Raw genomic sequence first — 25,710 nt, 5'->3', positions numbered from 1 at the left:
TAGACCATGATTATAACACAGAATTTAACGAAGAAATACGGTAAACAGACCGTTTTGAATATAGAACATTTAGAAATACCCACAGGACAGAGTTTTGGTCTGGTTGGAAACAATGGTGCGGGCAAAACTACATTTTTTAGTCTGCTGTTAGATTTGATACAGCCTACATCTGGCCATATCGATAATAACGGGGTGCAGGTAAATACCAGCGAAGAGTGGAAGCCTTTTACGTCATCGTTTATAGATGAAACATTTTTAATAGGTTATTTGACCCCTGAGGAGTATTTTTATTTTATCGGGGACCTACGTGGACAGAACAAAGCGGACGTTGATGCCCTTTTGGCAAAGTTCGATGATTTTTTTCATGGAGAAATTCTGGGGCAAAAGAAGTATTTGCGCGATCTTTCTAAGGGAAACCAGAAAAAGGCCGGTATTGTGGCTTCTTTTATAGGAAATCCGGAGGTTGTTATTTTAGATGAGCCCTTTGCCAATTTGGACCCTACCACCCAAATACGTTTAAAAGGCATCATCAAGGATTTGGCGGCTAAGGAAAATGTAACGGTCTTGGTGTCCAGTCATGATTTGATCCACGTAACCGAAGTTTGTGAACGTATTGTGGTTTTGAACAAAGGGGAAATGGTTAAGGACATTAAAACGTCCACTGAAACATTGAAAGAATTGGAAACCTTTTTTGCTGGTTAAACACCTTAAAATAGATTTAAAAAGACATAAAAACAAAAACCGACTCGTGAGTCGGTTTTTTGATATAAAAATCTCATTGTAATTTTGGAGACGATCGTTTTGTAACGACGAAACATCGATAAAAAGAGTAAAATCTTCATTTTTTTCAGGTAGATCTTCCTAAAACAAACTAACTGGTTTGTAAAAATGGAGGACGGGAAAAATAACTAGGGTGTAGCGGATGAAGATAAAATGACGTTTTGTCGATGAACAGTATAATAATATGGTTGTTTTTCAGTTATGCATACATACGTAGACAGTCTATTTTGAAGCTTAGAAACAAACTTATTTTATCCGGTCTTGTGGGAACATTGTTCTTTAGTGCATGTTCCACGAAAAAAGATGCCTTTATCAATCGCAATTGGCATGCCTTGAATACGAAGTATAACACTTTGTACAATGGCAATATTGCTTTTGAAGAGGGCAGGGCCACATTAAACGATACCTATAAAGATGATTATTGGGAAATTTTACCGATAGAGCGTCTCGAAGTATCTGGAGAGGTTAAGTTAGATTCCGAAGATAATAATCCCAACTTTATAATTGCCGAGGAAAAAGCCACTAAGGCCATCCAAAAGCATAGTATGGATATTAAGAACGAGGAGCGTAACCCACAAACCGATGAAGCTTTTCTTCTATTGGGTAAGGCCCGTTACTTTGACGAAAGGTATATACCTGCCCTGGAGGCCTTCAATTATATTCTGAACAAATATTCCGAAAGCGATAAGCTTAACGAGGCGAGCATTTGGAGAGAAAAGGTAAACATACGTTTAGAGAACGAAGAGTTGGCGATCAAGAACTTAAAACGTCTAATGAAGTTCGAAAACCTCAAAGACCAAGAATATGCCGATGCCCGGGCCATGTTGGCACAAGCCTATATAAATCTCAATGTACCAGATACGGCCATACAGCAGCTTAAGGTAGCTTCCTATTACACTAAAAAGAACCCCGAAAAAGGAAGGTATTACTACATAATAGGACAGCTTTACAATCAATTGGGATATAAGGACAGTGCCAACTATGCCTTTGACAAGGTGATAGAACTTAACAGAAGATCACCAAGGGTATATATGATCAATGCCGAGATAGAAAAGATCAAGAATACGAAGGTGACCGATGAGAACAAAGAAGAAATGCTAGAGTACCTTACGGATTTAGAGGAGAATCGTGAGAACAGGCCATTTTTAGATAAGATTTATAGGCAGATAGCCGAATACCATCTAGCGGAAGGCTCCGATAGTTTGGCATTGGTCTATTTTAACAGATCGCTACGAGCTACCCAGAACGAGCCCAAACTTAATGCCTTGAACTATGAAAACTTGGCGGAATACAACTTTGACCAGAACAATTATAAGTATGCGGGAGCATACTACGATAGTGTTTTGACCAACTTGGACGAAAACACGAAAAAGTATCGTACCATTAAAAAGAAGCTCGACAATCTAGAGGATGTTATTAAATATGAAGATATTGTACAGTATGCAGATAGTGTGATCAATCTATACTACCTGCCAAAAGATGACCAAATTGCATATTTTGAGAAGCATATAGAAGATCTAAAGGCGGCCAAAGAAGCAGCACAGAAAAAAGAAAGAGATAAACTAACCGATGGTTTTGCCGCATTTGCCAAAAGTAAGGGCGGAAAGGAAAACAAGGGTAAATTTTATTTTTACAATATTACCAGTTTAGGGTATGGCCAAAACGACTTTAAGAATAGATGGGGCAATCGTGAGCTGGAAGACGATTGGCGATGGTCCAACAAATCTGTTACGAATGTTTCTGCAGCAGAAGATGCAGTCGTGCAAGGCGATTTGGCGGACATTCCTATTTCTGAAGAAGAAAAATTTTCCCTTGATTTTTATATGGATCGGCTTCCAAAAGATGTTTCGATCATTGATAGTCTTAATACAGAACGCAACTTTGCCAATTATCAATTGGGGCTGATCTATAAAGAAAAGTTCAAAGAAAACATGTTGGCGGCCAAGAAACTAGAAGATGTATTGGCTTCTAATCCAGAGGAACGTTTGGTGCTTCCATCAAAATATAACCTGTATAAAATATACGAGGAAGAGAACAGTCCCTTAATGGCGACAATGAAAGCGGATATTATTGCCAACCATAAAGACTCTAGGTACGCAGAAATATTATTGAACCCACAAGCAGTGCTTGCCGATAGTTCGGACAGTCCCGAGAAAAGATATCAAGATTTGTTCAAGAAATTTCAGGAGCAAAAGTTCTTGGAGGTCATTACCGGTACCGAAGAGAATATTAATAGGTTTACGGGAGACCCTATAGTACCTAAGTTTGAGATGCTGAAAGCCAATGCTATTGGAAGGCTTCAAGGTTTTGAACCGTTTAAAGAGGCCCTGAACTATGTTGCATTGACCTACCCAAACAATCCGGAAGGCAAGAAAGCAGAACAAATGATAGCCGAACAACTGCCTAAGCTGGAATCTACACAGTTTTCACCAGAAACAGGCTCTCAAGGTACTTCCAATTGGAAAGTTGTTTTTCCGTTTAAAAGAAGTGATAACGAAAGGGCATTGGAATTGATGGAGTTGTTGGGAAAATCTATTGTAGATTTAAAATATAAGAATATTGTTTCCAAGGATATTTATAATTTAGAAGAGCAATTTGTGGTAGTACATGGCTTTAAATCCAAAGATTATGCCCTAGGATATGCCGAGCTTCTAAAAAATAACAAGGATTATAAGGTTGCTGATGAGAATTTCGTAATTTTATCTGACAACTATAAGATAATACAAGTACATAAAAATTTACAAGCGTACAAGAACACACTTTTAACCCCAAAACCTTGAACAATGTTTTCAGACAAACAAAAACCTAGATCTATGAGTGAAATTGGAGGACAACCCAACAGAATTGAAAAAAACACTAAGATTAAAGGAGATATCGTTTCCGAAGCGGATTTCCGTATCGACGGAAAATTGGACGGTAACGTAAAAACTTCCGGTAAAGTGGTCATTGGTAAAGATGGCTATATTCACGGTAAGGTAGAATGTGTAAATGCCGATATCGAAGGCAGTTTCAACGGCGAACTATTGGTTTCCGATCTACTATCGTTAAAGTCATCTGCAATAATCGAGGGTACGGTATCCGTTTCTAAATTGGCCGTTGAGCCTGGTGCTACCTTTAATGCATCATGTACGATGAAAGGAAAGGGCCTAGGCACTAATTCAGGAGGGTTCAAATCTTCCGTAGGAGGAAAAAATGAGCCGGCAAAAGCCTCATAACAACTCCGATCTGCTGCGTGCGGCAGCAAGCCTATCGGGTATTGCCATTCAAATGGGAGCAACCATTTATTTGGGTAATTTGTTAGGTTCTTGGTTAGATGAAAAATTTCAAAAAACATTTTTAGAGGATACAGTTACATTACTTGCCGTATTTTTGTCCATATACTTGGTCATAAAAAAAGTAATGGCCCTAAATAAATAGGTAGAATTGCTCAAAAAGATATTTTTATATACAACCGTGTTCACTTTGGTGGGCGCGGTCTCTTATTTCTTGCATAGTCTGTTTTTTCAAGACGACGGTCTAGAAATTAAATTGCTTTTGCAAAAAACATACCTGTTCCATTTTTTGTTCTCCTTACTATTGGTTATCGGGTTTGAAATTCTTTCAAAACAACGCAAAATATTTGAGCAATTAGGTTTTATATACATAGGCCTGTTGGTTTTTAAAATTGTCCTCTTTACCGCCATGCTTTTTCCACAACTAATGGGAGATCAAACACTTCCCCGTATTTACAGGGCTTTTATTCTTATTCCTATATTTATATTCTTGTCTATGGAAGTCTTTTTTGTTTCAAAAATCATGCAAAGAAAATAATCCAGAATTTTAAAGCTTTAAAATTCTTTGAATTACGGTAATATTAACTACTTTTGCGCAAATTTTCAGGAGCATAATTTTTGATAAAGAAATAATGAAGGACGTTTCAAAAGTGATTAAAAAGCTAGTGTTGTTTTTGGCAATAGGAAGTTCACTCCAAGGTTTTGCAGTCTCAGAGGGTCAAAAAGAAGGTACTGTTAGCAGTAAAGAAGATGTGGATGCATATATTCTGCACCACATTAAAGACGCTCATGACTTTCACCTGTTTTCTTATACGAACAGTGAAGGAGAGAGAAAGCACGTAGGTTTCCCATTGCCGGTCATATTATGGTCTAGCAATGGCTTGGTAACGTTTATGTCTTCAGAATTCCACCATGATGATAATGGTGAGGTTGTGGTCGAAAAAAATGGTTCTAAATTCGTTAAGTTGCACAGTAAGATATATGAGTTGGAAGAGGGTGCGACTTCTTTGAGTTTAGATGAGCATCACCATGCGGCCAATGCCCATAGGGTGTTGGATTTTTCTATCACCAAAAGCGTATTCGGAATTTTATTGGTGGGTCTTTTTATGTTATGGGCCTTTTCTTCTTTGGCAAAACAATATAAGAACAAAAGTGTTCCTACCGGTTTTGGTAGGGTTTTAGAGCCATTGGTGATATATGTACGTGACGAAATCGCCCGTCCTAACATAGGTGAGAAAAAATACAGAAAGTTTACCGGTTATTTGTTGACCGTATTCTTCTTTATTTGGATTTTGAATCTTTTAGGATTGACTCCATTAGGTTTTAACGTAACCGGGCAACTTGCGGTAACGGCAGCTTTGGCAATTTTTACATTGGTAATTTATACGTTTAGCGGAAATAAAGATTATTGGATGCACATGCTCTGGATGCCAGGGGTGCCTGTATTGATAAGACCTGTATTGGCTATTATTGAATTGGCCGGTGCATTTATCATTAAACCGTTCTCATTGTTGGTGCGTCTTTTTGCAAACATATCTGCGGGCCACATCGTAGTTATGAGTTTGATTGCTATTATGTTCACCCTTAAGGAAACCCTTACGGTCGGTGGGGCTACGGCCTTGTCTTTGGTGCTGTCGTTTTTTATCACATTGATAGAAGTATTGGTGGCTTTTTTACAAGCTTACATATTTACAATGCTTTCGGCTTTGTTTATTGGTATGGCGGTGGCGGAACATGAACATGAGCATGAACATGATGCGGAAGGGCATGTAGTACCGGATGCAGAAGATGTAAGGGGAGATTTTATTTAATAGGAGTTTTTTAATTTAATATATAAATCAGTTTACTATGTACAATTTAATTGGAGCAGGTTTAATCGTTATCGGAGCAGGTATTGGACTTGGTCAAATTGGTGGTAAGGCAATGGAAGGTATTGCCCGTCAACCAGAAGCGACCGGTAAAATTCAAACTGCGATGATTATCATCGCTGCACTTTTGGAAGGTTTGGCATTCGGTGCCTTATTCTTAGGAAAATAAGAATATTAACCAAAAAAGACATTTTCCTGCAACGGTTGGTTGCAGGAAATGTTTTAACTATTGATTCGTATTTTAATTTATAGACAAATAAATAAATGGAAACTTTATTAAACGATTTTTCGCCAGGTTTGTTCATAGTTCAGGTCATCTTGTTATTGGCCCTGATATTTTTGTTGGTGAAATTTGCCTGGAAACCTATATTAAATTCTTTGAACGAAAGAGAGGCCGGTATTCAAGATGCTTTGGCAGCAGCAGAAAAAGCAAAAGCCGATATGCAAAACCTTCAGGCGGACAATGACAGAATGTTGAAAGAAGCCCGTGCCGAGCGTGAGGCAATGTTGAAAGAAGCTCGTGAGATCAAAGATAAGATGATAGCCGACTCTAAAGAGCAGGCTAAGGCAGAAGGGGATAAAATGATCAAACAGGCACAGGCGACAATAGAGAGTGAAAAGAAAGCAGCCGTTGCCGATATTAAGAGCCAAGTGGCGGAACTATCCGTTAGTATTGCCGAAAAAGTATTGAAAGAAGAGTTATCCGCTAAAGACAAGCAACTTCAATTAGTGGAGAAAATGTTGGGTGATATCAAATTGAACTAAAAAGAAATGAGCGACTCTAGAGCAGCAATCAGATATGCGAAGGCCATTTTGGATTTGGCAGTGGAGAACAAGGCGACCGAAGCCGTTGAGAAAGATATGCGTACCATAGTGGATACCATTTCAGACAGTACGGATTTAAAAGAGATGTTGTCTAGCCCTGTTATTTCCGGAGACGTAAAAAAGAAAGTCTTGAACGAGGTTTTCAAAGGGTCTCATGCAATTACCGATGGAATGATAGGCATGTTGGTAGACAATAAAAGGGTTGCTATGTTGAACGAGGTAGCTTTAAAGTACATCATTCTAAACGAGCAATTGAAAGGAAATGATGTGGCATACGTAACTACCGCGGTTCCTATGGACGAGGCCTTGGAAAAAAAGGTTTTAAAACATGTAGCTTCCATTACAGGTAACGAGGTAACCGTTGAGAATAAAGTTGATGAGAGTATCATCGGTGGGTTTGTTTTAAGAGTGGGCGATTTGCAGTACGATGCTAGCATTTCGAACAAATTGAACAATTTAAAAAGAGAATTTACAAACAGTCTATAATAATTATTAGTAGAAAGAGAGGAGTAGAACTTCTCGTTTCAACACTTTATATCTAGAACATATGGCAGGAGTAAAAGCCGCAGAAGTATCGGCAATTTTAAAGAAACAATTATCAGGATTTGATGCAACCGCTACTTTAGACGAAGTAGGAACTGTATTGCAAGTAGGTGATGGTATTGCCAGGGTCTACGGCTTGGCAAATGCACAATATGGTGAGTTGGTAGAGTTCGAAGGCGGCTTGGAAGGAATCGTTTTGAACTTGGAAGAAGACAATGTGGGTGTTGTATTGTTAGGACCTTCCAAAGAAGTTGGAGAAGGGGCTACCGTTAAAAGAACCCAAAGAATTGCTTCTATCAATGTTGGTGAAGGAATTGTTGGTCGTGTGGTAGATACTTTGGGTAACCCAATAGATGGTAAGGGGCCTATTACCGGTGAGACCTATGAAATGCCATTGGAGCGTAAAGCACCAGGTGTTATTTATAGAGAGCCTGTAACAGAACCTATGCAATCTGGTATCAAGGCGATAGATGCCATGATTCCTGTAGGTCGTGGTCAAAGGGAGCTTGTAATCGGTGACCGTCAAACAGGTAAGACTACTGTTTGTATAGATACTATTCTAAACCAGAAAGAATTTTATGATGCCGGTGAGCCTGTATACTGTATATATGTAGCCGTAGGGCAAAAAGCATCTACAGTAGCCGGGATAGCGCAAATTCTAGAAGATAAAGGTGCAATGGCCTATACCACCATTGTTGCCGCGAACGCATCAGATCCTGCGCCAATGCAGGTGTATGCACCGTTTGCCGGAGCTTCTATAGGTGAGTACTTTAGAGATACAGGTCGTCCTGCATTGATCATATACGATGATTTATCAAAACAAGCAGTAGCTTATCGTGAGGTATCCCTTCTTTTGAGAAGACCACCAGGACGTGAGGCTTACCCAGGTGACGTTTTCTATCTACACTCTAGATTATTGGAGCGTGCGGCAAAAGTTATCAATGATGACGATATCGCAAAAGAAATGAACGATTTGCCAGAGGTATTAAAACCGATGGTAAAAGGAGGTGGTTCTTTAACGGCATTGCCTATTATCGAAACTCAGGCGGGTGACGTATCGGCCTATATACCTACCAACGTAATTTCTATTACAGATGGTCAAATTTTCTTAGAGCAAGATTTGTTCAACCAAGGTGTAAGACCAGCAATTAACGTGGGTATTTCGGTATCTCGTGTGGGTGGTAACGCACAGATCAAATCAATGAAAAAAGTGGCTGGTACCTTAAAACTGGATCAAGCACAGTTCCGTGAATTGGAAGCATTCGCGAAATTTGGTTCCGATTTGGATGCAGCTACATTAAATGTAATCGAGAAAGGTCGTAGAAACGTTGAAATCTTAAAGCAAGCACAGAACGATCCTTATACGGTAGAGGATCAAATCGCGATTATTTACGCAGGGTCTAAAAACTTATTGAAAGATGTTCCTGTTGAAAAGGTCAAAGAATTTGAACGTGATTTCTTGGAATTCTTGAATGCTAAGCATAGAGATGTACTTGACACTTTAAAAGCTGGAAAATTAACAGACGAGGTTACAGATACCTTAGCCTCTGTTTGTAAAGAGCTTTCTGCTAAATACAACTAAATTACAATCGAATTCTTAACTCGAAAGAATGGCCAATTTAAAGGAAATACGTAATAGAATAGCATCTGTTTCTTCAACCATGCAGATTACCAGTGCCATGAAAATGGTATCTGCTGCAAAATTGAAAAAAGCGCAAGATGCCATTACGGCAATGAGGCCTTATGCCGATAAGCTAACGGAACTTTTACAAGGTCTTAGCGCCAGTTTGGAAGGGGACTCAGGAAGCAAGTATGCCGATAATAGAGAGGTAAACAAAGTATTGGTGGTAGCCATAACCTCTAATAGGGGGTTATGTGGTGCGTTCAACTCCAATATTTTAAAACAGAGTACCGATCTTGTCGAGAATGTGTACGCTGGAAAACAAGTGGATTTTGTTGCCATTGGTAAAAAGGCCAATGATTTTCTCGGAAAGCGATACAATGTCATTGCAGAGCATAGTGCTATTTTCGATGACCTGACATTTGATAATGTTGCCTTGATCGCAGAGGATCTAATGGAAAAGTTTACAAACGGTACATATGACCGCATTGAAATTGTGTATAACAAGTTTAAGAATGCGGCCACACAAATTGTTATGACCGAACAGTTTCTTCCAATAGTGCCTGTTACAGGGGAAGATAGTGCCAATGTGGATTACACTTTTGAGCCATCTAAGGCAGAAATAGTGGAGCAATTGATTCCGAAATCATTAAAGACACAATTGTATAAGGGCATAAGAGATTCGTTTGCCAGTGAGCACGGAGCACGTATGACCGCTATGCACAAGGCTACCGATAACGCCACAGAATTAAGGGATCAGTTGAAATTGACCTATAACAAGGCAAGACAAGCAGCAATTACAAATGAAATATTAGAAATAGTTGGTGGAGCCGAGGCTTTGAACAACTAATTTCATATTAATAGTAGAATAAAAAACCTCACAGAAATGTGAGGTTTTTGTTTTTAAAGTCAGACCACTTCAATTTTTAACCGACTTTTGTCCCCGATATGAAATCGAAAAAAACGGCTTTACTTTTTATATTCATTACAATTTTGGTCGATGTTATCGGAATAGGGATCATTCTCCCTATCATTCCAGAACTGATAATGGAACTAACCGGTGAGGGCAATCATATGGCCATTATCTATGGAATGTGGCTTACCACCGCTTTTGCAGGTATGCAATTTTTGTTTTCTCCGGTTTTGGGGGAAATATCTGATAAATTCGGTCGGCGCCCTATTCTTTTATTGGCTTTGCTTGGGTTGAGTGTCGATTATTTGATTCACGCTTGGGCACCTACTATTACTTGGTTGTTTTTGGGGAGGTTTTTGGCTGGTATTACCGGAGCCAGTTTTACGGTGGCCTCCGCCTATATTGCCGATGTGAGTACCAAAGAGAACAAGGCCAAGAATTTTGGGTTGATAGGGGCCGCTTTTGGCCTGGGCTTTATTATTGGGCCTGGAATTGGCGGTTTTTTTGGTGAAATAGATATTCGTTTGCCTTTTTATATTGCTGCGGCCTTGACGTTTGCAAATTTTCTCTTTGGGTTGTTTTTTGTTCCAGAATCCCTATCTGTTGAGAACAGAAGGTCTATTGATATAAAGAAAATGATACCAGGGGTTTCACTGTTTGCTTTGCGTAACTATAAAGGGGTGTTGTTACTTATTTCCGCCTATTTTTTGGCTAATTTGGCCGGGCAGGCGCTTCCTTCCACATGGTCTTATTATGGAATTGAACGTTATGATTGGAGTCCAAAGGAAATAGGCATTTCATTAATGGTCGTGGGTTTATTGGTGGCTATAGTTCAGGGAGTTTTAGTCGGTTTTTTTGTAAAAAAACTAGGAAGAAAAAGGGTGGTTGTCTATGGCTTTTTATTATGGACGATAGGTATGTTCCTTTTTTCATTGGCATCGGAACCATGGATGTTGTATGCATTTTTAATTCCATATGCATTGGGTGGTATTGCAGGACCCACCGTTCAAGGAGTAATTTCCAACGAGGTTTCCGAAAAGGAACAGGGAAACCTGCAAGGGTCTATTACAGGTCTGGTCAGTGTCACGGCAATTTTAGGTCAATTGATATTCTCACCAGTCTTTTATTTCTTTATACGTCCTGAAACTAAGGTTTATTTTCCTGGTGCTCCCTATGCCTTGGCTGCATTTATGTTATTGCTGGCTTTTTTGTTGGCCTCTTTGGCAATGAGGAGAATGGATCTATAAAACAATTGGAATGTTATTTTGGTGGTTAAAACTAAGAGTTACATTTTGGACCTTAAATTAGGTCTAGACCTAATAACCTGAATAGGGTTAACGTACATTGATAGTTGTTAGGTATGTTCCGGTTTTGGCAACTCTTTCAAAAAAAATGGAATATTTTAAGATACGAGCTACAAAACTAACTTTGTTTAACCATCGTAAATAGGTACTTTTAACGTCTCAATCTAAGGTGTTTGAATCCGCTTAAAAAACTTTTTAAACAAACGGCTATATATGGCTTGGCGACTGTTTTGCCCAGAATGCTGTCATTCTTGCTGGTGCCTATTTACACTGCCGTAATGCCACCGGGAACGTACGGGGAGGTAACTCTTATTTTTTCGTGGTTTGCCATTTTAAATGTGTTTTTGGCATATGGAATGGAAACGGCGTTTTTTAGGTTTTATAAAGAATCGGAGCATCGAAAAAAAGTAGTGTCCACATCATTGATTTCTTTGGCGGGATCTTCTATGTTGTTCTTATTGCTTGGCTTGCTGTTCAAAGAAACTTTTGCAGCAGTTTTGAACATTGAGCCTAGGTACATGAACTATGTATTGGGTATTTTGGTGTTAGATGCTTTGGTAATAGTTCCTTTTGCCTGGTTAAGGGCAAATGAAAAACCTATGCGCTACGCCATTGTTAAAATTTTAAACGTAGCCATGAACCTTGGGTTGAACCTGTTCTTTCTAATTCTGTTGCCAAAATTGGCCGCCGCAGATACCCCGGGGTTCTTGGGCAAGGCATACACACCCAATTTTGAGATATCTTACATCCTTATATCCAATCTTATTGCCAGTTCCGTAACGCTGTTGTTGATGATCCGTGTTTATTTAAGAAGACCGTATGTGTTTGATATGGATTTGTGGCGGCGAATGTTAAAATATGCTATGCCGGTTATGGTTGCTGGTATCGCATTTACCATTAATGAGGTTTTTGATAGATACTTGCTATCAGAATTGCTTCCTGTCGATATTGCAAAAAGTGAGATGGGAAAGTATTCGGCTTGCTACAAGCTTGCTTTGTTTATGACTCTTTTTGCAACGGCTTTCCGAATGGGGATAGAACCCTTTTTCTTCAGTCATTCAGACACCAAGAACCCTCAAAAGGCATACGCCCAGATTACTAATTATTTTGTGGTGCTCGGTAGTATAATTCTCCTAGGAGTTGTTGTTTTTGCAGATGTACTAAAAAGGTTTATCGTTTTAGATGAATCTTATTGGGATGCCATGTCCGTAGTGCCCATTATTGTGCTGGCCAGCTTTTTTCTTGGCATCTACCATAATCTATCTGTTTGGTATAAAATTACCGACAGAACCAAATTTGGGGCCTATATATCCATGATCGGTGCTTTGCTCACGATCATTATCAACTTTGCATTTGTATCTTCCTATAGCTATATGGCTTCTGCATGGGCAACCCTGATCGCCTATGGCACCATGATGACCTTGTCCTTTTATTTCGGGCGTATGTACTACCCGATACCCTATAATTTTAGAAAAATTATATTTTACTTAGGAATTTCTATACTGTTTTCAATCATTTCCTTCTATATCTTTGATAGAAGTTTATTTGTTGGAATCCCTTTATTGATAATTTTCTTGGGCTTGGTGTATAAATTGGAAATAGACAATTTAAAAAAGGTTTTCACTAAGTAGGAAACAATAATTTTTAATCTATTATATTAATTTGAATGAAAGTAAAGATCATAAATAAATCAGGTCATGAGTTGCCTCACTACGAAACAGAGGCTTCTGCGGGAATGGATTTAAGAGCCAACATTGAAGAGCCGGTTACACTTAAACCTCTGGGGCGTGCCATTATAAAGACGGGTCTTTTTATAGAATTGCCCATTGGTTATGAAGCACAAGTAAGGCCAAGGAGCGGTTTGGCCGCCAAAAAGGGAATAACCGTATTAAATGCACCAGGAACGATAGATGCCGATTACCGTGGCGAGGTGGGCATAATACTCGTTAATTTGTCCAATGAGGACTTTACCATCGAAAACGGGGAAAGAATAGCGCAAATGATTATTGCCAAACACGAACGTGCAGAGTGGGTGGCGGTAGATGAGTTATCCGATACTACCAGGGGACAAGGGGGTTTTGGTAGTACCGGTGTAAAGTAAGTACACATGAGAACAAGAATCCTAATGCGGTTAATTTTTATGGGGATATACCTAATCCCCAAGGTGCTTAGTTCGCAAGAGGATAACAGGATCATGGTCGAAGAAAGTGCCGAAGTCTTTTTAGAGGAGTATTCCGATGATTTTCAGGTTAGCTTCTTTGAAGCCCTAAAACAGAAAGGGATTCAAAACTATGATAAAGCTATAAACGCCCTATTGAAATGTAAGGAAATGGGTCCTGAAAAGGATGTGGTTGCTTATGAACTTGCCAAAACATATTTGTTGGACAAACAATATATTAATGCACAGCAATTTGCCGAGGAGGCCGTAACAATAGACCCAGAAAATTATTGGTATGCACATACTTTGGCAAAAACCTTGGATGCCCAGAATTCTTCTATAGAGCTTGTTAAGAGCGAAATTCCGTGGAAAAACGAGACATTAAAGGCAAATATGGCCAAGGCCTATTTTAAGCTCGGCAAATATAGATTGGCCAAATCCATATTGGAAGAAGTAAAAAATATGGATGGATTGGATTATTTGAAGTCCAGAATAAACGACTCTATTAACAAGGAGCCCGAAAAAATTGTCGTCAAAAGTTTTACTACAGAAGTAGGTGCTTCTACCGAGGTAAAAAGTTTAATGGAGTATAAAAATCGATTAAAAGGGTTGATCAGTATAGAAAATTCCGCAACGTTGATTTTGCAGATTTCAGAGGATGCCTTGGAAAATTATCCGTCACAGCCCTATTTTTATTATGCCAACGGCTATGCCCTTAACAGGACCAGAAAGAATCGGCAGGCGATAGAATCTTTGGAAACGGCATTAGACTATTTAATAGGCGATGTTTCATTGGGAAATAAGATATACAAAGAATTGGCAGATGCATACAATGCTTTGAACAATCCTACAAAGGCAAATATGTATCTTCGTAAGATTAAACCCGGATTTTAGATTATGATAGGGAATTTATTAAAAAATAGTAGGTCGTTCTTTTTCTTTGCTTTTGTTTTTCTTGTAGTAGTATCCTGTAAAAGTACCAAGGTGATTTCGGATGGTACCGTGGATGATCGGTTGTCGTCAAAAGCGGTGGTCAAGGCCCATTATCAAAACGCACCTAACTTTAATAGCCTTAGCGGAAAGGTAAAAATAAATTATAGCGACGGTGAAGATTCGCAGAGTTTTACCGTGAGCCTTCGAATGGTAAAGGACAAGGGTATTTGGATGAGTGCTCCCCTAGGTATTGTAAAGGCCTACATTACTCCCGATCGGGTTTCTTTCTATAATAAGTTGGACAATGAATATTTTGATGGCGACTTTTCCTATTTAAGCAAACTACTGGGTACAGAGGTCGATTTTAGTATTGTACAAAATCTTTTATTGGGTCAAGCCCTATTTGATCTGAGAAAAGAAAAGTATGAGGTCTCCATTGCTGACGAAAGCTATCGTTTAATTCCTAGAAAGGCCGGCGAACTATACAAGACATTGTTTCAAATAGAACCTAGAAATTATAAAATGGCCCTGCAGCAACTATCGCAACCATTAAAGAAAAGATTATTGGAAATAAAGTACCAAAATTACCAGCAAGTGGGAAAGGAGGTAATACCCAATGAAATTAATATATTGGCCATAGAGGAAAATTCAGAAAGCAATATTTCGTTGGAATATCGGAGCATAGAATTAAATAGGCAACTAAATTTTCCGTATAAAATACCAAAAGGTTTTAAAGAGATAGTATTAGAATGATGCTAAAAAAACCATACACCTATTTGTTGTTTTTATTTGTTGCCCTTGCAGTACAAAATGCAATTGGGCAAACAAGTGAGCAAAAGGCATTGGAGGAAAAAAGGGCTCAACTGCAAAATGAGATTAGGAATATTAACCGGCTCTTATTGTCCGAGAAAAAGGAAAAGGGCAATGTTTTGGATCAAATGGAAGCCTTGGACAAAAAGATCAGTGTAAGGCAGCAATTGATAAGGGTAACCAACCAACAGACCAACCTTCTCAACCGACAGATCAATACCAATATTAGAAATATAAGTAAGCTTAAGGGCGAACTACAAGAGATCAAGGACGAGTATGCAAAAATGATCCAGAAGTCTTATCAGAATAAATCAAAACAAAACAGATTAATGTTCCTGTTGTCTTCTGAGAGCTTTTTTCAGGCCTTTAAAAGGCTTCAGTATATGAAACAGTATACCGACTATAGAAAGGAGCAAGGAGAGCAGATAATCGCCAAAACGGAGGAGCTTACACGCCTTAATATGGACTTGAACGAAGAAAGGAAGGTGAAAGAGGTGTTATTGGCCCAGAACAATAAGGCGAAAGATCAGCTTTTTAAAGAAATACAGGAGCAGAAAGCTTTATTGGGTACCATTCGTAAAAATGAAAGCAAATATGTCAAGGCCATAGAGGCCAAAAAACGGGAGGCTCGTAAAATAGATCAACAGATAGAGAAACTGATCAGGTCGGCCATTGCCGCATCCAATAAGAAAGCGGGTAAGACATCATCTGGCAGTTCCAGTAAATTTGTTTTAACGCCAGAAGCCACCATTGTTGCCAATAATTTTGCGGCCAATAAAGGGAAGCTTATATGGCCGGTGGAAAAGGGAATAAAAAGTCAAGGTTTCGGAATCTATAAAGATGCTGTTTACCCGGGAATAAAACATCAAAGCAACGGCGTGATCATTGCCACCGATCCCGGGAGTAAGGCAAGGGCTATTTTTGAGGGGGAAGTTATTGCCATATTGGCCGTGCCCGGGGGTAATAAAGGGGTACAGATCAAGCATGGTAACTTTATAAGTACGTACTATAACTTGTCCGAGCTTTTTGTAAAAAAAGGGGACAAGGTGAAAATAAAACAGGAACTGGGCACTATTTATACCAATCGGTCTAACAACCAGACCCGTTTAAAATTCTATTTGTATAAAGATACTTCTAGGTTAAACCCAGAGGAATGGGTATATCAACTATAATCAATATCTGATATGAAAGAGAACATTACAAATATTCAGGGAACCTTTACGTTACATAATGGTGTAAAGATGCCTTATTTGGGCTTAGGAACCTATCAGGCAGAAAACAACCAAGAGGTAATAGATTCTGTAAAATATGCGCTTGAAATAGGATATAGGCATATCGATACCGCTTCTATCTACAAAAACGAAGAGGGGGTGGGTACCGGTATAAAAGAAAGCTCGGTACCGAGAGAGGATATTTTTTTGGTTACCAAGGTATGGAATACCGATCAAGGTTACGATAGCACCTTAAAATCGTTCGAGGACAGTACAAAACGTTTGCAAGTAGATTATTTAGATCTGTTATTGATTCATTGGCCCGTAAAGGAAAAATATAAGGAAACTTGGAAGGCCCTAGAGTATTTGTATGAAAATAAAAAAGTAAGGGCTATAGGGGTCAGTAATTTTCTTCAGCATCACCTAGAGGATTTAATGGAGGACTGTAAGATTGTGCCAATGGTCAACCAAATGGAATTTCATCCGTACGTGGTACAGCAAGATTTAATAGACTTTTGCAATAAAAATACCATTCAGTATGAAGCATGGTCTCCATTTATGCAAGGTAAGGTCTTTAATTTGGATATCTGTAAAGAATTGGCTGTCAAGTACAACAAATCCATTGCCCAGATTATCTTACGTTGGGATTTGCAAAAAGGAGTGGTAACGATTCCTAAGTCAGTGCATAAAAATAGAATCCAATCAAATGCAGATATTTTCGATTTCGAATTATCGCAAGAAGATGTAGCGTATTTAGACAGTCTGGACAGGGATGAGCGAATTGGTCCCCACCCAGACCATTTCGATTTTTAGTCCTTGGTGAACAACGCTTTTAGTTCGGTGGCATCGTCCGCTTTCATTTTACCGGCCAATACCAAACTTAGTTGTTTGCGCCTTAAGGCCCCTTCGTATCTTTTTTTCTCTAAAGGTGTTTCAGGGCGTAAAGGAGGTACTTCGGTAGGTTTTCCGGTTTCATCTACGGCTACGAATGTATAAATGGCTTCATTGGCCTTTGTACGCTTTCCATTATACCTGTCTTCTATCCAAACATCTATATAGACCTCCATCGAAGTGGTATAGGCCCTAGAAACGGCAGCTTCTACCGTTACAACACTTCCTAATGGAACGGCAAGATTAAAAGCTACATGGTTTACAGAGGCGGTTACCGTTATTCTTCTACTATGCCTTCCGGCAGCTATACTTGCTGCACGGTCCATCCTGGCAAGTAGTTCGCCCCCAAAGAGATTTTGAAGGGCGTTGGTCTCACTTGGTAAGACCATATCGGTCATTGTGGTTCTGGATTCTGATGGAGTTTTTGCTGTCATACAGTAAAATTTTGCGCAAAGATAAGGGCAACAAAAATTTTAAAGGGAGCTAGACCCCTTTATTTTTCAGAAAGAAGCCATGCATCGGCCGATTGCGTACGCTTTATCTCCTTTAAGGCGGTTAAAGCCTCTTTAGGATCATCAAAGCGATCATAGGTAACAACATGAAGACCATAGGCATTGGTGCCATAATAGGCCGCATTGTCGTATCCTTTACTTTGAAGGGATTTAATTTTGCGGTCCGCATTTTTCTTAATTCTAAATGCCCCTGCTACAATGTGATGTTTTCCGGCAGAGACCGTTCTAGTTTTTGTAGCCGATATGGCATCGATGGTTACCGTAGGTAATTCTAGCGGGTCGGTATCAAAAAAGGTAGCTTCTTGTATTTGTCTGGTCACCTCTTTTTGGGCATCTTGTCTTACGATACGATCTGTTTGAATACGGTCGTTGTAGAAGCGGTAACCTGTAAGGCTCGTGGACAATGCGATTAAAAATATCGCCGCATATTTTAAATAAGGCCTAAAACTACCCTGTTCTCTTTTTTCAGGACTTATGATAAATGGAATCTGCTCTTCCATTTCTACCACCTCTTCTTTTAATATTTCCCTGGTCACAGGTAATGCCTTAAAGGAAGATAATCCAAACGAAGAAGTTAGATAATTTACCTCGTAATAGGGTTGAAACTGTATGCGCCCCTCATTATTGGCCCAAAGAAGCCCTATGTTTGGTAAGCTTATCTTTTCACCATCGGCCAATTGTCTTTTCCAATCTTTGGCTACCTCTTCGATTTTGGACAGGGTAGTTTCAAAGGAAGCTTTTTCTGCTTCCGCTATATGGGAAACCAACAAACCGTCATTAGAGGTAAGTTGCTCGTTAAAGGAAATCAATTTTGCAGGAGCATAAAAAGTATTCGTGATATCATTGATCCTTGCCGATGTCCTTTGTGTAAGGAATGCCCCAAAATTTGGGACTACCACACAGTTATATCTATAAAGTAATTCTGTGATATAATGTTCTACTACCATAAGGCACAAATATCAAAAAAATAAAGGGTCTTCAAAACGGATGGGATAACTTTTTATTAACATTATATTTGTGGTTTCTGGTTCATTACAATGATAGATTCACAACATACTGCTGATGAGTTGCTTGCAATTTTAAGATTACAGCACATACCTAACATAGGCGATGTCATCGCTAAAAAATTAATTGCACATTGTGGCAGCCCATCGGCTGTTTTTGACGAAAAAAGAGAAACGCTCTTAAAAATTGACGGTGTTGGAACACATACCATAAAATACTTGTTCGATTCGGCATATTTGAAAGCTGCGGAAGCGGAATACGGTTATATCATAAACAACAATATCCAATGCACATATTTTAAGGATATAGATTACCCTAAGCACCTTAAGCATTGCATAGATGCCCCGATTCTCTTGTTTAAGAAAGGGAAAATGGATTTTCGGGACCGTAAAATAATCAGTGTTGTAGGCACCCGTAACATTACCGGCTATGGCATGGCTTTTTGTGAACAGTTCGTGAAGGATATAGCCCCATTAAACCCAATAATTGTGAGCGGATTCGCCTACGGAGTCGATATTTGTATTCAAAAAGAAGCTATAAAGCACGGTTTGCAGACGATCGGTTGCTTGGCGCACGGCCTTAATCAGATTTATCCGAAAGTACATGCCAAGTATCAGACCGAAGTATGTGATAACGGTGGATTTTTTACAGAATTTTGGAGTACCAGTAATCCCGAGAGAGAAAACTTTTTAAAACGGAACAGGGTCATTGCTGGTATGAGCGAGGCTACCGTTGTAATAGAGTCTGCAGAGAAAGGGGGTAGTTTGGTTACGGCAGATATAGCCCATGGGTATAATAGGGATGTTTTTGCTGTACCAGGACGTAGTAGCGACAAATACAGTATTGGCTGCAACAACTTGATAAAGCAGCAAAAAGCGCATATGTTGACTTCTGCGGCCGATTTGGTGTATATGTTAAATTGGGATGTTGACGATCGGAAATCTAAAACCGTTCAAAAGCAATTGTTTGTGGACCTCGACGAAACCGAGCAGACTATTTATACTTATTTACAGCAAAATGGAAAGCAGTTGTTAGATGGCATAGCCCTAAATTGCCATATACCTGTTTACAAAACTTCGGCCATCTTATTGGCTATGGAAATGAAAGGCGTCATTAGGCCTTTGCCGGGTAAATTGTTCGAAGCTGTTTAAGATTTTACAGACTACCCGGTCTGTAGAAATGATTAAAAGTTGGTATGGGCCATTTTTTAGGCGCTATATCGATGAATTAACAAAATAAATCGATCTTTGGACTGGCAGTGAGAAGTTATAACAATAAAAAAACCGACCAAATGGTCGGTTTTAGAATATTAAAGCTATTGATCCGATGTAATCAATACCCTATTTTTTCTCGAACTCTCTGTAAGACGCCTTCGGCTACCTTTTTTGCTTTATCGGCACCTATAGCCAATGCTTCATCCACCTCGTTGAGGTTGTTCATGTAATAATCGTATTTTTCACGGGCTTCACCAAACCTGTCTATAATCACTTCGTACAACGCTTGTTTGGCATGGCCATAACCATAATTACCGGCAAGGTAATTGGCACTCATTTCCTCTATTTGTTCTTGGGAGGCCAATAGCTTGTACAAAGCAAATACGTTGTCGTTGGTAGGGTCTTTCGGATCTTCCATAGGGGTGCTGTCCGTTTGTATTCCCATAATCTGTTTTCTCAGTTTTTTGTCGGTCTGAAAAAGATTGATCAGGTTGCCACGGCTTTTACTCATTTTTTCACCGTCGGTACCAGGTACGTACATTGTATTTTCGTGTACCTTTCCCTCAGGAATTACAAAGGTTTCACCCATTTTGGCATGAAAACGGGAAGCTACGTCCCTGGTCATTTCTATGTGTTGCAACTGGTCTTTTCCTACGGGAACTATATTGGCATCGTACAAAAGAATATCTGCGGCCATTAGCATGGGGTATGTGAACAAACCTGCGTTCACATCTTCCAATCTATCTGCCTTATCCTTAAAACCATGGGCCAAGGTTAGTCTTTGATATGGAAAAAAGCAACTTAGGTACCAAGCTAGTTCTGTAGCTAAGGGCACGTCGCTTTGGCGGTAGAAAACCGTTTTTTCTATATCCAGTCCAAATGCAAGCCACGTAGAAGCAATGGAATAGGTGTTTCTTCTTAGTTCTTCGGCATTTTTTATTTGTGTGAGCGAATGTAGGTCCGCAATAAAAAGAAACGATTCGTTTTTTGGGTCGCTAGCCATCTCTATAGCGGGCATTATAGCGCCTAAAATGTTGCCCAAATGTGGTGTTCCGGTACTTTGGATTCCAGTTAAAATTCTAGCCATTTGTGTATAAAATAAGGGTGCAAAGGTAAAACAAATCAAAAAAATAAGCACAAATAACTATTTTTGATTTATGGTTAAATTACTTAAGCGAGTAGGGCAAACTTTGTATAGGATTTGGTTTTACGTTTTAGTCGCAGTACCAATATTTTTATGTTTTCCGCTTCTGCTGCTTTTTGCTTCTAGAGAGCAATGGTATCCCCAGTTTTTTTGGATGGCCCGTAACTTATGGGCAAAGCCCATCTTGTATGGCATGGGTTGCCCGCCTAGGGTGCTTTATGATCAATACTTGTTGCGGGGTAAGAGTTATATGCTGGTTGCCAACCATACGAGTATGTTGGACATTATGTTGATGCTCTACACTAGTAAGAATCCGTTTGTTTTTGTTGGAAAGAAAGAACTGGAGAAGATTCCTGTATTCGGTTTCTTTTACAGAAGGGTTTGTATTATGGTAGATCGCGATAGCGTACAAAGTAGGACAGGGGTTTATAGAAGGGCCCAAAGAAGATTAAAACAAGGGTTGAGTATTTGTATTTTTCCAGAAGGGGGGGTTCCCGATGATGAAAGTGTTGTGTTGGATACGTTTAAGGACGGTGCCTTTAAAATGGCCATAGCGCATCAAATTCCGGTAGTGCCGATGACCTTTTATGACAATAAAAAACGTTTTTCATTTACCTTTTTTAGTGGCGGACCCGGATTGGTCAGGGCCAGGGTACATCGATTTTTTGAGACCGAAGGGTTGGAAGAAAAAGATAAAAGTAAACTTCGAGAAGGTGTGAGGGAAGTTATTTATAAAGAGCTCATAGCTTAAAGCTTTAGAATTTAAAACTAAGTCCACTGTAAATACCTAATGAATATGGGTTGAACGAGCCATCTACATTAGAGAAGGTGTTTAGTTGATATTTAAAAACAGGTTCTATATTCAAACGAACTTTACGAGAAAATTTATAATCGAGACCTAAACCTATATTGGCACTAAAATTAACATCGTTAATGTTGTTGGCTTCACCCACCTCTGTGGTAAGGGCACCGGAAGTAAGTGAAACTTCGTTGTCAACTAAAAATAAAGAGCTAACACCACCAATGACATTGACTCCGAATTTATTGTTGATCAGTGCATAAGATAACTCCACAGGCACTTCGAGATACCCTATTTTTTGACCCATTTCGCCAGAAAGTTGGGCATTTTGGGCAGAGACGTCTAGCGTTTTACTAGTGGTACTTATGGTAGCATTGTTGTTCGAGACTATTAAATTGTCCGATTTTTTTGCGTAATCAATATTCGGAATTTGAGAATTTTCCATGGCAGCAAGAGAGGAGGTGAAATATATGTCGTTTGTATTATAACCATAATCTACTTTGTGTATTCCCGACCGTACCGAGAGCTTTGAACTGATCTCATAGGCCACTGCCACACCATAACTAAGGTTTATATCACCCGATTTTGAGTTGGAGGTGAACATGGGACTTACAGGTGACCCATTGCCTATTGCGTTGAAATATACGGGTGCCAGAGTAGGCCCCGCAGACCATCTTTTTTCAGATTTTTGTGCAATTTGATCTTCTTCTTGTTCTTCAACTGCTTCAAAAATCGATTTCTTTTTAGAATCGTCTGTAACAGATTCTTTTTGAAGGTCATTATTGGCTATGCCAGATGGCTCATTTGTTGGTACGGAGCCGTTGTTTTTTACGTCCGACAATTCTTTTTCAGAAGGTTGTTTGTCTTCAGCCTGTACTACGGTACTCTCTAAAATACCGGTGGTTATTGCCGTACCATCATTTTGGCCATGGGTCCCCGTTTCGGTACTTCTGTTAGACTTTTCTTGTGAAGAAAGGGCTGTAGTACTTGGTTGATCATATGTGGCGGTCGTATTTTTATGAATGGTATTTTCAGATGAATTTTCCTTTAATATTTCATTATGCTCGGTACTTTCTACCAATGTGTTTTGGTCGTTGCGCGAGTTTTTCTCTTTTACAACTACTTCTGTTTCATCTGGCAGGTCGGTATTTGTTTTTGTGCCGTTGGTAAAAGGTTGTTCCTCTTTCTTATCTAGATCGGTAATAGGGTTCTTATCGATGTCTTCTACATTTTCGAACGGATTAAAAATTAATAGTCCTAAGACCAATGCTGCAGCGATACCTCCCAGCTGCCACCAAAGGGGTATAATTCTTTTCTTTTTTTTCTTGTCCAACGAAGCTTCGATCGAAGACCAGACCTTATGATCGGGAGTTTCGTTGAAGTCCAGAAACTTTTCCTGGAATAGTTGGTCTATTTTCTTTTTGCTCATTTTTGTACGGCGTAATATTTTCTATTGATCCTTTTTAGGGTCATTTTTCTTTTCTATGATAACCATCAATCCAATAATGGATTGTGAAACTTTTCTTTCTATTTTTTCTTTTAATAGCATTCTGGCACGTGCAAGGTTAGATTTTGATGTGCCTACCGTGGTGCCCAGTAATTCTCCTATTTCTTTGTGCGTATATCCGTCCAATACATACAAATTAAAAGTGGCCCTGTATTTATTTGGCAGTTCTTGTATGTATTTTAATAAGGTTTGTAAAGAGATGTCGTCGTAAACGTTTTCTACCGTAACTTCTTCTTCAATATTGTCATTGACTACGTTAAGATATTCTTCTCTTCTGTATTTTTGTAATACCGTATTTATGGTAATACGTTTCATCCAACCTTCAAATGACCCCTTGGATTTGTACTGACCAATTTTATGGTAAATGGTCATAAAACTATCGTGAAGGTTGTCTTCGGCCTCGGTTTTGTTGCGCGAATATTTTAGGCATATACCATAGAGTACCCCTGCATAGTTCTTATACAGTTGTTCTTGAGCCTTTCTATCGCCCTTTTTGCATTTATGTATGAGTTCTTCTAAAGGCACTCGGTCGGTTATATTAAAATAGATATTATTCTACCGGAACGACAACTTCAAAAAACTCAGGTTCTCCTTCACTATTGTCCCCTTTATAAAACCTAAAGGTATATGGTTGATCGTATTTTACGATAAAATCAAAAGAAGCCTCTTCTTCTGCATTTACTTCGGTACAGGCTTCGTCATCTGTCATTGAATAGCCTATGGCGACTACGTTTCTAATCGTAGTGTCTTCTTTTGTAACATCAAGACCTTCGTAATGCGTACATTCGTCCGGTATGGTGTAAGTTACGTTTATTTTATATGTTTCGTTTAATTTAAACGACTCTGGCAATTCTGCACTATTTATGGTCAATGAGGTAAAATAAAAGTTGGGGTCGTCGTCGTCAAGCGAACAACCACTCAATAAAAGAGATATAAGTGCAGTCGCAAAAACAAATTTTCTCATCATCATCAATTCTTTTTGATAAAGATGGAAGTATAGAAAAAAGGTTGCGTTGGTCGACAAAAAATCGACCAACGCAGCTTATAGATTATTTATTGAGGGCATTAATGGCGTCCCTTATTTTACCGTCCAATTCTTCGAACAGTTCTGGATTGTCCAGCAATAATGTTTTAACGGCGTCTCTTCCTTGTCCTAGTTTTGTGTCGCCATAACTGAACCAAGAACCGCTTTTCTTTATGATTTCGTATTCAACGCCTAGATCAATGATCTCACCGACTTTTGAAATACCCTCGCCGTACATAATGTCAAATTCGGTAGTCCTAAAAGGGGGAGCTACTTTGTTTTTGACCACTTTTACCCGGGTTTTGTTTCCTTGTACATTGCCGTCGGTATCTTTTATTTGCGTAGAACGTCTAATATCCAATCGTACCGATGCATAGAATTTTAACGCATTACCACCGGTAGTGGTCTCTGGGTTTCCGAACATGACACCGATTTTTTCACGCAATTGGTTTATGAAGATTACCGTACAGTTTGTTTTACTGATAGAGCCGGTCAATTTTCTTAATGCTTGTGACATTAAGCGGGCATGTAGTCCCATTTTTGAATCTCCCATTTCCCCTTCTATTTCACTTTTTGGGGTTAGTGCGGCAACAGAATCGACAATAACGATATCAATAGCTCCGGAACGAATTAAGTTGTCGGCAATTTCGAGGGCCTGCTCTCCATTATCGGGCTGGGAAATGATCAAATTATCAATATCAACACCTAACTTTTGTGCATAAAAACGATCAAATGCATGTTCTGCATCGATAAAAGCTGCGATACCCCCATTTTTTTGTGCTTCGGCAATGGCATGTAATGTCAAGGTCGTTTTACCCGAAGATTCAGGTCCATAGATTTCTATGACCCTTCCACGGGGATAACCTCCTACTCCTAAAGCAATATCAAGGCCCAAAGAACCAGAAGGTATAACTTCAACATCTTCTACGATGCTGTCGCCCATTTTCATAACTGCACCTTTTCCGTAGGTTTTGTCCAGTTTGTCCAAGGTTAGTTTTAGGGCTTTTAATTTTGCTTCTTTTTCAGAACTCATTTGTTAAATTTTAGAGAAGCTAAATTAGCATTTCTTTTTTGAAAAAAAGAATATCGGGGGCTATTACGCAACCATTTGAACCTTTTACTATCTAATTAATAATTAGACATTGTTTATTGTGTTATAATCCATTGTTTTTAGTGTCAATGGATATTGGTGGCTATATCCTTTTTAATTTATTTTCTTGAAGAATGCTATGAAGAAGAACGAATTGGAATAGTCGAATAAAGAGTCTCGAAATATCGGGACTCTTTTTTATGCGCCAGAGCTAGTAATATACTAATCGTTATAATTTTTTTGTGTTTCCGTTATTTGTATTGTCAAGCTAGTTTATTGATAAGTT

Annotated in this window: 27 protein-coding genes; 20 read left to right on the top strand and 7 right to left on the bottom strand. The window is 39.0% G+C overall.

Features of this window, described 5'->3' with window-relative positions; all coding sequences use genetic code 11:
• Positions 1-6 precede the first annotated feature (6 nt).
• The 18 genes from AB657_RS12715 (at position 7) to AB657_RS12630 (ending at position 17,051) form a co-directional block, all read left to right on the top strand.
• On the top strand, positions 7-702 hold the full coding sequence (locus tag AB657_RS12715) for an ABC transporter ATP-binding protein (protein ID WP_047246829.1): 696 nt from the start codon (positions 7-9) through the stop codon (positions 700-702).
• A gap of 305 nt (positions 703-1,007) precedes the next feature.
• Positions 1,008-3,560: a type IX secretion system periplasmic lipoprotein PorW/SprE gene (porW, locus tag AB657_RS12710; RefSeq protein ID WP_047247984.1), complete on the top strand. Its 2,553-nt coding sequence runs from the start codon at positions 1,008-1,010 to the stop codon at positions 3,558-3,560.
• A gap of 3 nt (positions 3,561-3,563) precedes the next feature.
• Positions 3,564-3,995 carry a bactofilin family protein gene (locus AB657_RS12705; protein ID WP_047246828.1) on the top strand — a complete coding sequence of 144 codons (432 nt, stop codon included), beginning with the start codon at positions 3,564-3,566 and terminating at the stop codon, positions 3,993-3,995.
• Positions 3,973-4,197: an AtpZ/AtpI family protein gene (locus AB657_RS12700; protein ID WP_047246827.1), complete on the top strand. Its 225-nt coding sequence runs from the start codon at positions 3,973-3,975 to the stop codon at positions 4,195-4,197. The genes AB657_RS12705 and AB657_RS12700 overlap by 23 nt, the downstream gene beginning before the upstream one ends.
• A gap of 6 nt (positions 4,198-4,203) precedes the next feature.
• Entirely contained in the window at positions 4,204-4,590 is a 387-nt protein-coding gene (locus tag AB657_RS12695; protein ID WP_157491733.1) for a DUF6168 family protein, read from the top strand.
• A 94-nt stretch (positions 4,591-4,684) separates the two neighbouring features.
• Entirely contained in the window at positions 4,685-5,863 is a 1,179-nt protein-coding gene (gene atpB, locus AB657_RS12690; RefSeq protein ID WP_047246825.1) for a F0F1 ATP synthase subunit A, read from the top strand.
• Positions 5,864-5,900: 37 nt separating this feature from the next.
• A complete protein-coding gene (atpE, locus tag AB657_RS12685; RefSeq protein WP_013993139.1) occupies positions 5,901-6,089 on the top strand; it encodes an ATP synthase F0 subunit C in 189 nt (62 codons plus the stop codon).
• Between the two features lie 95 nt (positions 6,090-6,184).
• Positions 6,185-6,685, top strand: a complete 501-nt coding sequence (locus AB657_RS12680) for a F0F1 ATP synthase subunit B (RefSeq protein WP_047246824.1) — start codon at positions 6,185-6,187, stop codon at positions 6,683-6,685.
• 6 nt (positions 6,686-6,691) lie between these two features.
• Positions 6,692-7,231 carry an ATP synthase F1 subunit delta gene (atpH, locus tag AB657_RS12675; RefSeq protein WP_047246823.1) on the top strand — a complete coding sequence of 180 codons (540 nt, stop codon included), beginning with the start codon at positions 6,692-6,694 and terminating at the stop codon, positions 7,229-7,231.
• A gap of 61 nt (positions 7,232-7,292) precedes the next feature.
• Complete coding sequence (atpA, locus tag AB657_RS12670) at positions 7,293-8,870, top strand: F0F1 ATP synthase subunit alpha (RefSeq protein ID WP_047246822.1); 1,578 nt, start codon at positions 7,293-7,295, stop codon at positions 8,868-8,870.
• 28 nt (positions 8,871-8,898) lie between these two features.
• A complete protein-coding gene (gene atpG / locus AB657_RS12665) occupies positions 8,899-9,759 on the top strand; it encodes an ATP synthase F1 subunit gamma (protein ID WP_047246821.1) in 861 nt (286 codons plus the stop codon).
• A 98-nt stretch (positions 9,760-9,857) separates the two neighbouring features.
• Positions 9,858-11,069 (top strand): TCR/Tet family MFS transporter, encoded by a 1,212-nt coding sequence (locus tag AB657_RS12660; protein ID WP_047246820.1) that lies wholly within the window; start codon positions 9,858-9,860, stop codon positions 11,067-11,069.
• A 230-nt stretch (positions 11,070-11,299) separates the two neighbouring features.
• The gene (locus AB657_RS12655; RefSeq protein WP_047246819.1) at positions 11,300-12,757 is read left to right on the top strand and encodes a lipopolysaccharide biosynthesis protein; all 1,458 of its coding nucleotides are present in this window, start codon (positions 11,300-11,302) and stop codon (positions 12,755-12,757) included.
• A 35-nt stretch (positions 12,758-12,792) separates the two neighbouring features.
• Positions 12,793-13,227 carry a dUTP diphosphatase gene (dut, locus tag AB657_RS12650; protein WP_047246818.1) on the top strand — a complete coding sequence of 145 codons (435 nt, stop codon included), beginning with the start codon at positions 12,793-12,795 and terminating at the stop codon, positions 13,225-13,227.
• A gap of 6 nt (positions 13,228-13,233) precedes the next feature.
• The gene (locus tag AB657_RS12645) at positions 13,234-14,178 is read left to right on the top strand and encodes a tetratricopeptide repeat protein (protein ID WP_157491731.1); all 945 of its coding nucleotides are present in this window, start codon (positions 13,234-13,236) and stop codon (positions 14,176-14,178) included.
• A 3-nt stretch (positions 14,179-14,181) separates the two neighbouring features.
• Positions 14,182-14,970 carry a DUF4292 domain-containing protein gene (locus tag AB657_RS12640; protein ID WP_047246816.1) on the top strand — a complete coding sequence of 263 codons (789 nt, stop codon included), beginning with the start codon at positions 14,182-14,184 and terminating at the stop codon, positions 14,968-14,970.
• Positions 14,967-16,199 carry a murein hydrolase activator EnvC family protein gene (locus AB657_RS12635; RefSeq protein ID WP_047246815.1) on the top strand — a complete coding sequence of 411 codons (1,233 nt, stop codon included), beginning with the start codon at positions 14,967-14,969 and terminating at the stop codon, positions 16,197-16,199. Before AB657_RS12640 ends, AB657_RS12635 begins: the two co-directional genes overlap by 4 nt.
• A gap of 12 nt (positions 16,200-16,211) precedes the next feature.
• Positions 16,212-17,051: an aldo/keto reductase gene (locus AB657_RS12630; protein ID WP_047246814.1), complete on the top strand. Its 840-nt coding sequence runs from the start codon at positions 16,212-16,214 to the stop codon at positions 17,049-17,051.
• On the opposite strand, the gene AB657_RS12625 is transcribed toward AB657_RS12630, so the two are convergent.
• On the bottom strand, positions 17,048-17,563 hold the full coding sequence (locus AB657_RS12625; protein ID WP_047246813.1) for an acyl-CoA thioesterase: 516 nt from the start codon (positions 17,561-17,563) through the stop codon (positions 17,048-17,050). The genes AB657_RS12630 and AB657_RS12625 overlap by 4 nt on opposite strands.
• A 59-nt stretch (positions 17,564-17,622) precedes the next feature.
• Positions 17,623-18,588 (bottom strand): HU domain-containing protein, encoded by a 966-nt coding sequence (locus tag AB657_RS12620; protein WP_047246812.1) that lies wholly within the window; start codon positions 18,586-18,588, stop codon positions 17,623-17,625.
• Positions 18,589-18,678: 90 nt separating this feature from the next.
• On the opposite strand from AB657_RS12620, the gene dprA reads away from it, so the two are divergent.
• Positions 18,679-19,797: a DNA-processing protein DprA gene (gene dprA / locus AB657_RS12615; protein WP_047246811.1), complete on the top strand. Its 1,119-nt coding sequence runs from the start codon at positions 18,679-18,681 to the stop codon at positions 19,795-19,797.
• A gap of 181 nt (positions 19,798-19,978) precedes the next feature.
• Here the strand turns inward: dprA and trpS are convergent, their stop codons facing one another.
• On the bottom strand, positions 19,979-20,947 hold the full coding sequence (gene trpS, locus AB657_RS12610) for a tryptophan--tRNA ligase (protein WP_047246810.1): 969 nt from the start codon (positions 20,945-20,947) through the stop codon (positions 19,979-19,981).
• 70 nt (positions 20,948-21,017) lie between these two features.
• On the opposite strand from trpS, the gene AB657_RS12605 reads away from it, so the two are divergent.
• Positions 21,018-21,755 carry a lysophospholipid acyltransferase family protein gene (locus AB657_RS12605; RefSeq protein WP_047246809.1) on the top strand — a complete coding sequence of 246 codons (738 nt, stop codon included), beginning with the start codon at positions 21,018-21,020 and terminating at the stop codon, positions 21,753-21,755.
• Between the two features lie 4 nt (positions 21,756-21,759).
• On the opposite strand, the gene AB657_RS12600 is transcribed toward AB657_RS12605, so the two are convergent.
• The 4 genes from AB657_RS12600 to recA form a co-directional block, all read right to left on the bottom strand.
• Positions 21,760-23,232, bottom strand: coding sequence for an outer membrane beta-barrel protein (locus AB657_RS12600; RefSeq protein WP_047246808.1), 1,473 nt, complete (start codon positions 23,230-23,232; stop codon positions 21,760-21,762).
• 21 nt (positions 23,233-23,253) lie between these two features.
• Positions 23,254-23,835 (bottom strand): RNA polymerase sigma factor, encoded by a 582-nt coding sequence (locus tag AB657_RS12595; protein WP_047246807.1) that lies wholly within the window; start codon positions 23,833-23,835, stop codon positions 23,254-23,256.
• A gap of 25 nt (positions 23,836-23,860) precedes the next feature.
• A complete protein-coding gene (locus tag AB657_RS12590; RefSeq protein WP_047246806.1) occupies positions 23,861-24,280 on the bottom strand; it encodes a hypothetical protein in 420 nt (139 codons plus the stop codon).
• Between the two features lie 79 nt (positions 24,281-24,359).
• Positions 24,360-25,367 carry a recombinase RecA gene (gene recA, locus AB657_RS12585; protein WP_047246805.1) on the bottom strand — a complete coding sequence of 336 codons (1,008 nt, stop codon included), beginning with the start codon at positions 25,365-25,367 and terminating at the stop codon, positions 24,360-24,362.
• Between the last annotated feature and the right edge of the window lie 343 nt (positions 25,368-25,710).

Source organism: Maribacter thermophilus (assembly GCF_001020565.1).
Classification (GTDB): Bacteria; Bacteroidota; Bacteroidia; order Flavobacteriales; family Flavobacteriaceae; genus Maribacter; species Maribacter thermophilus.
This window is presented reverse-complemented; position numbering and strand designations above follow the sequence as displayed.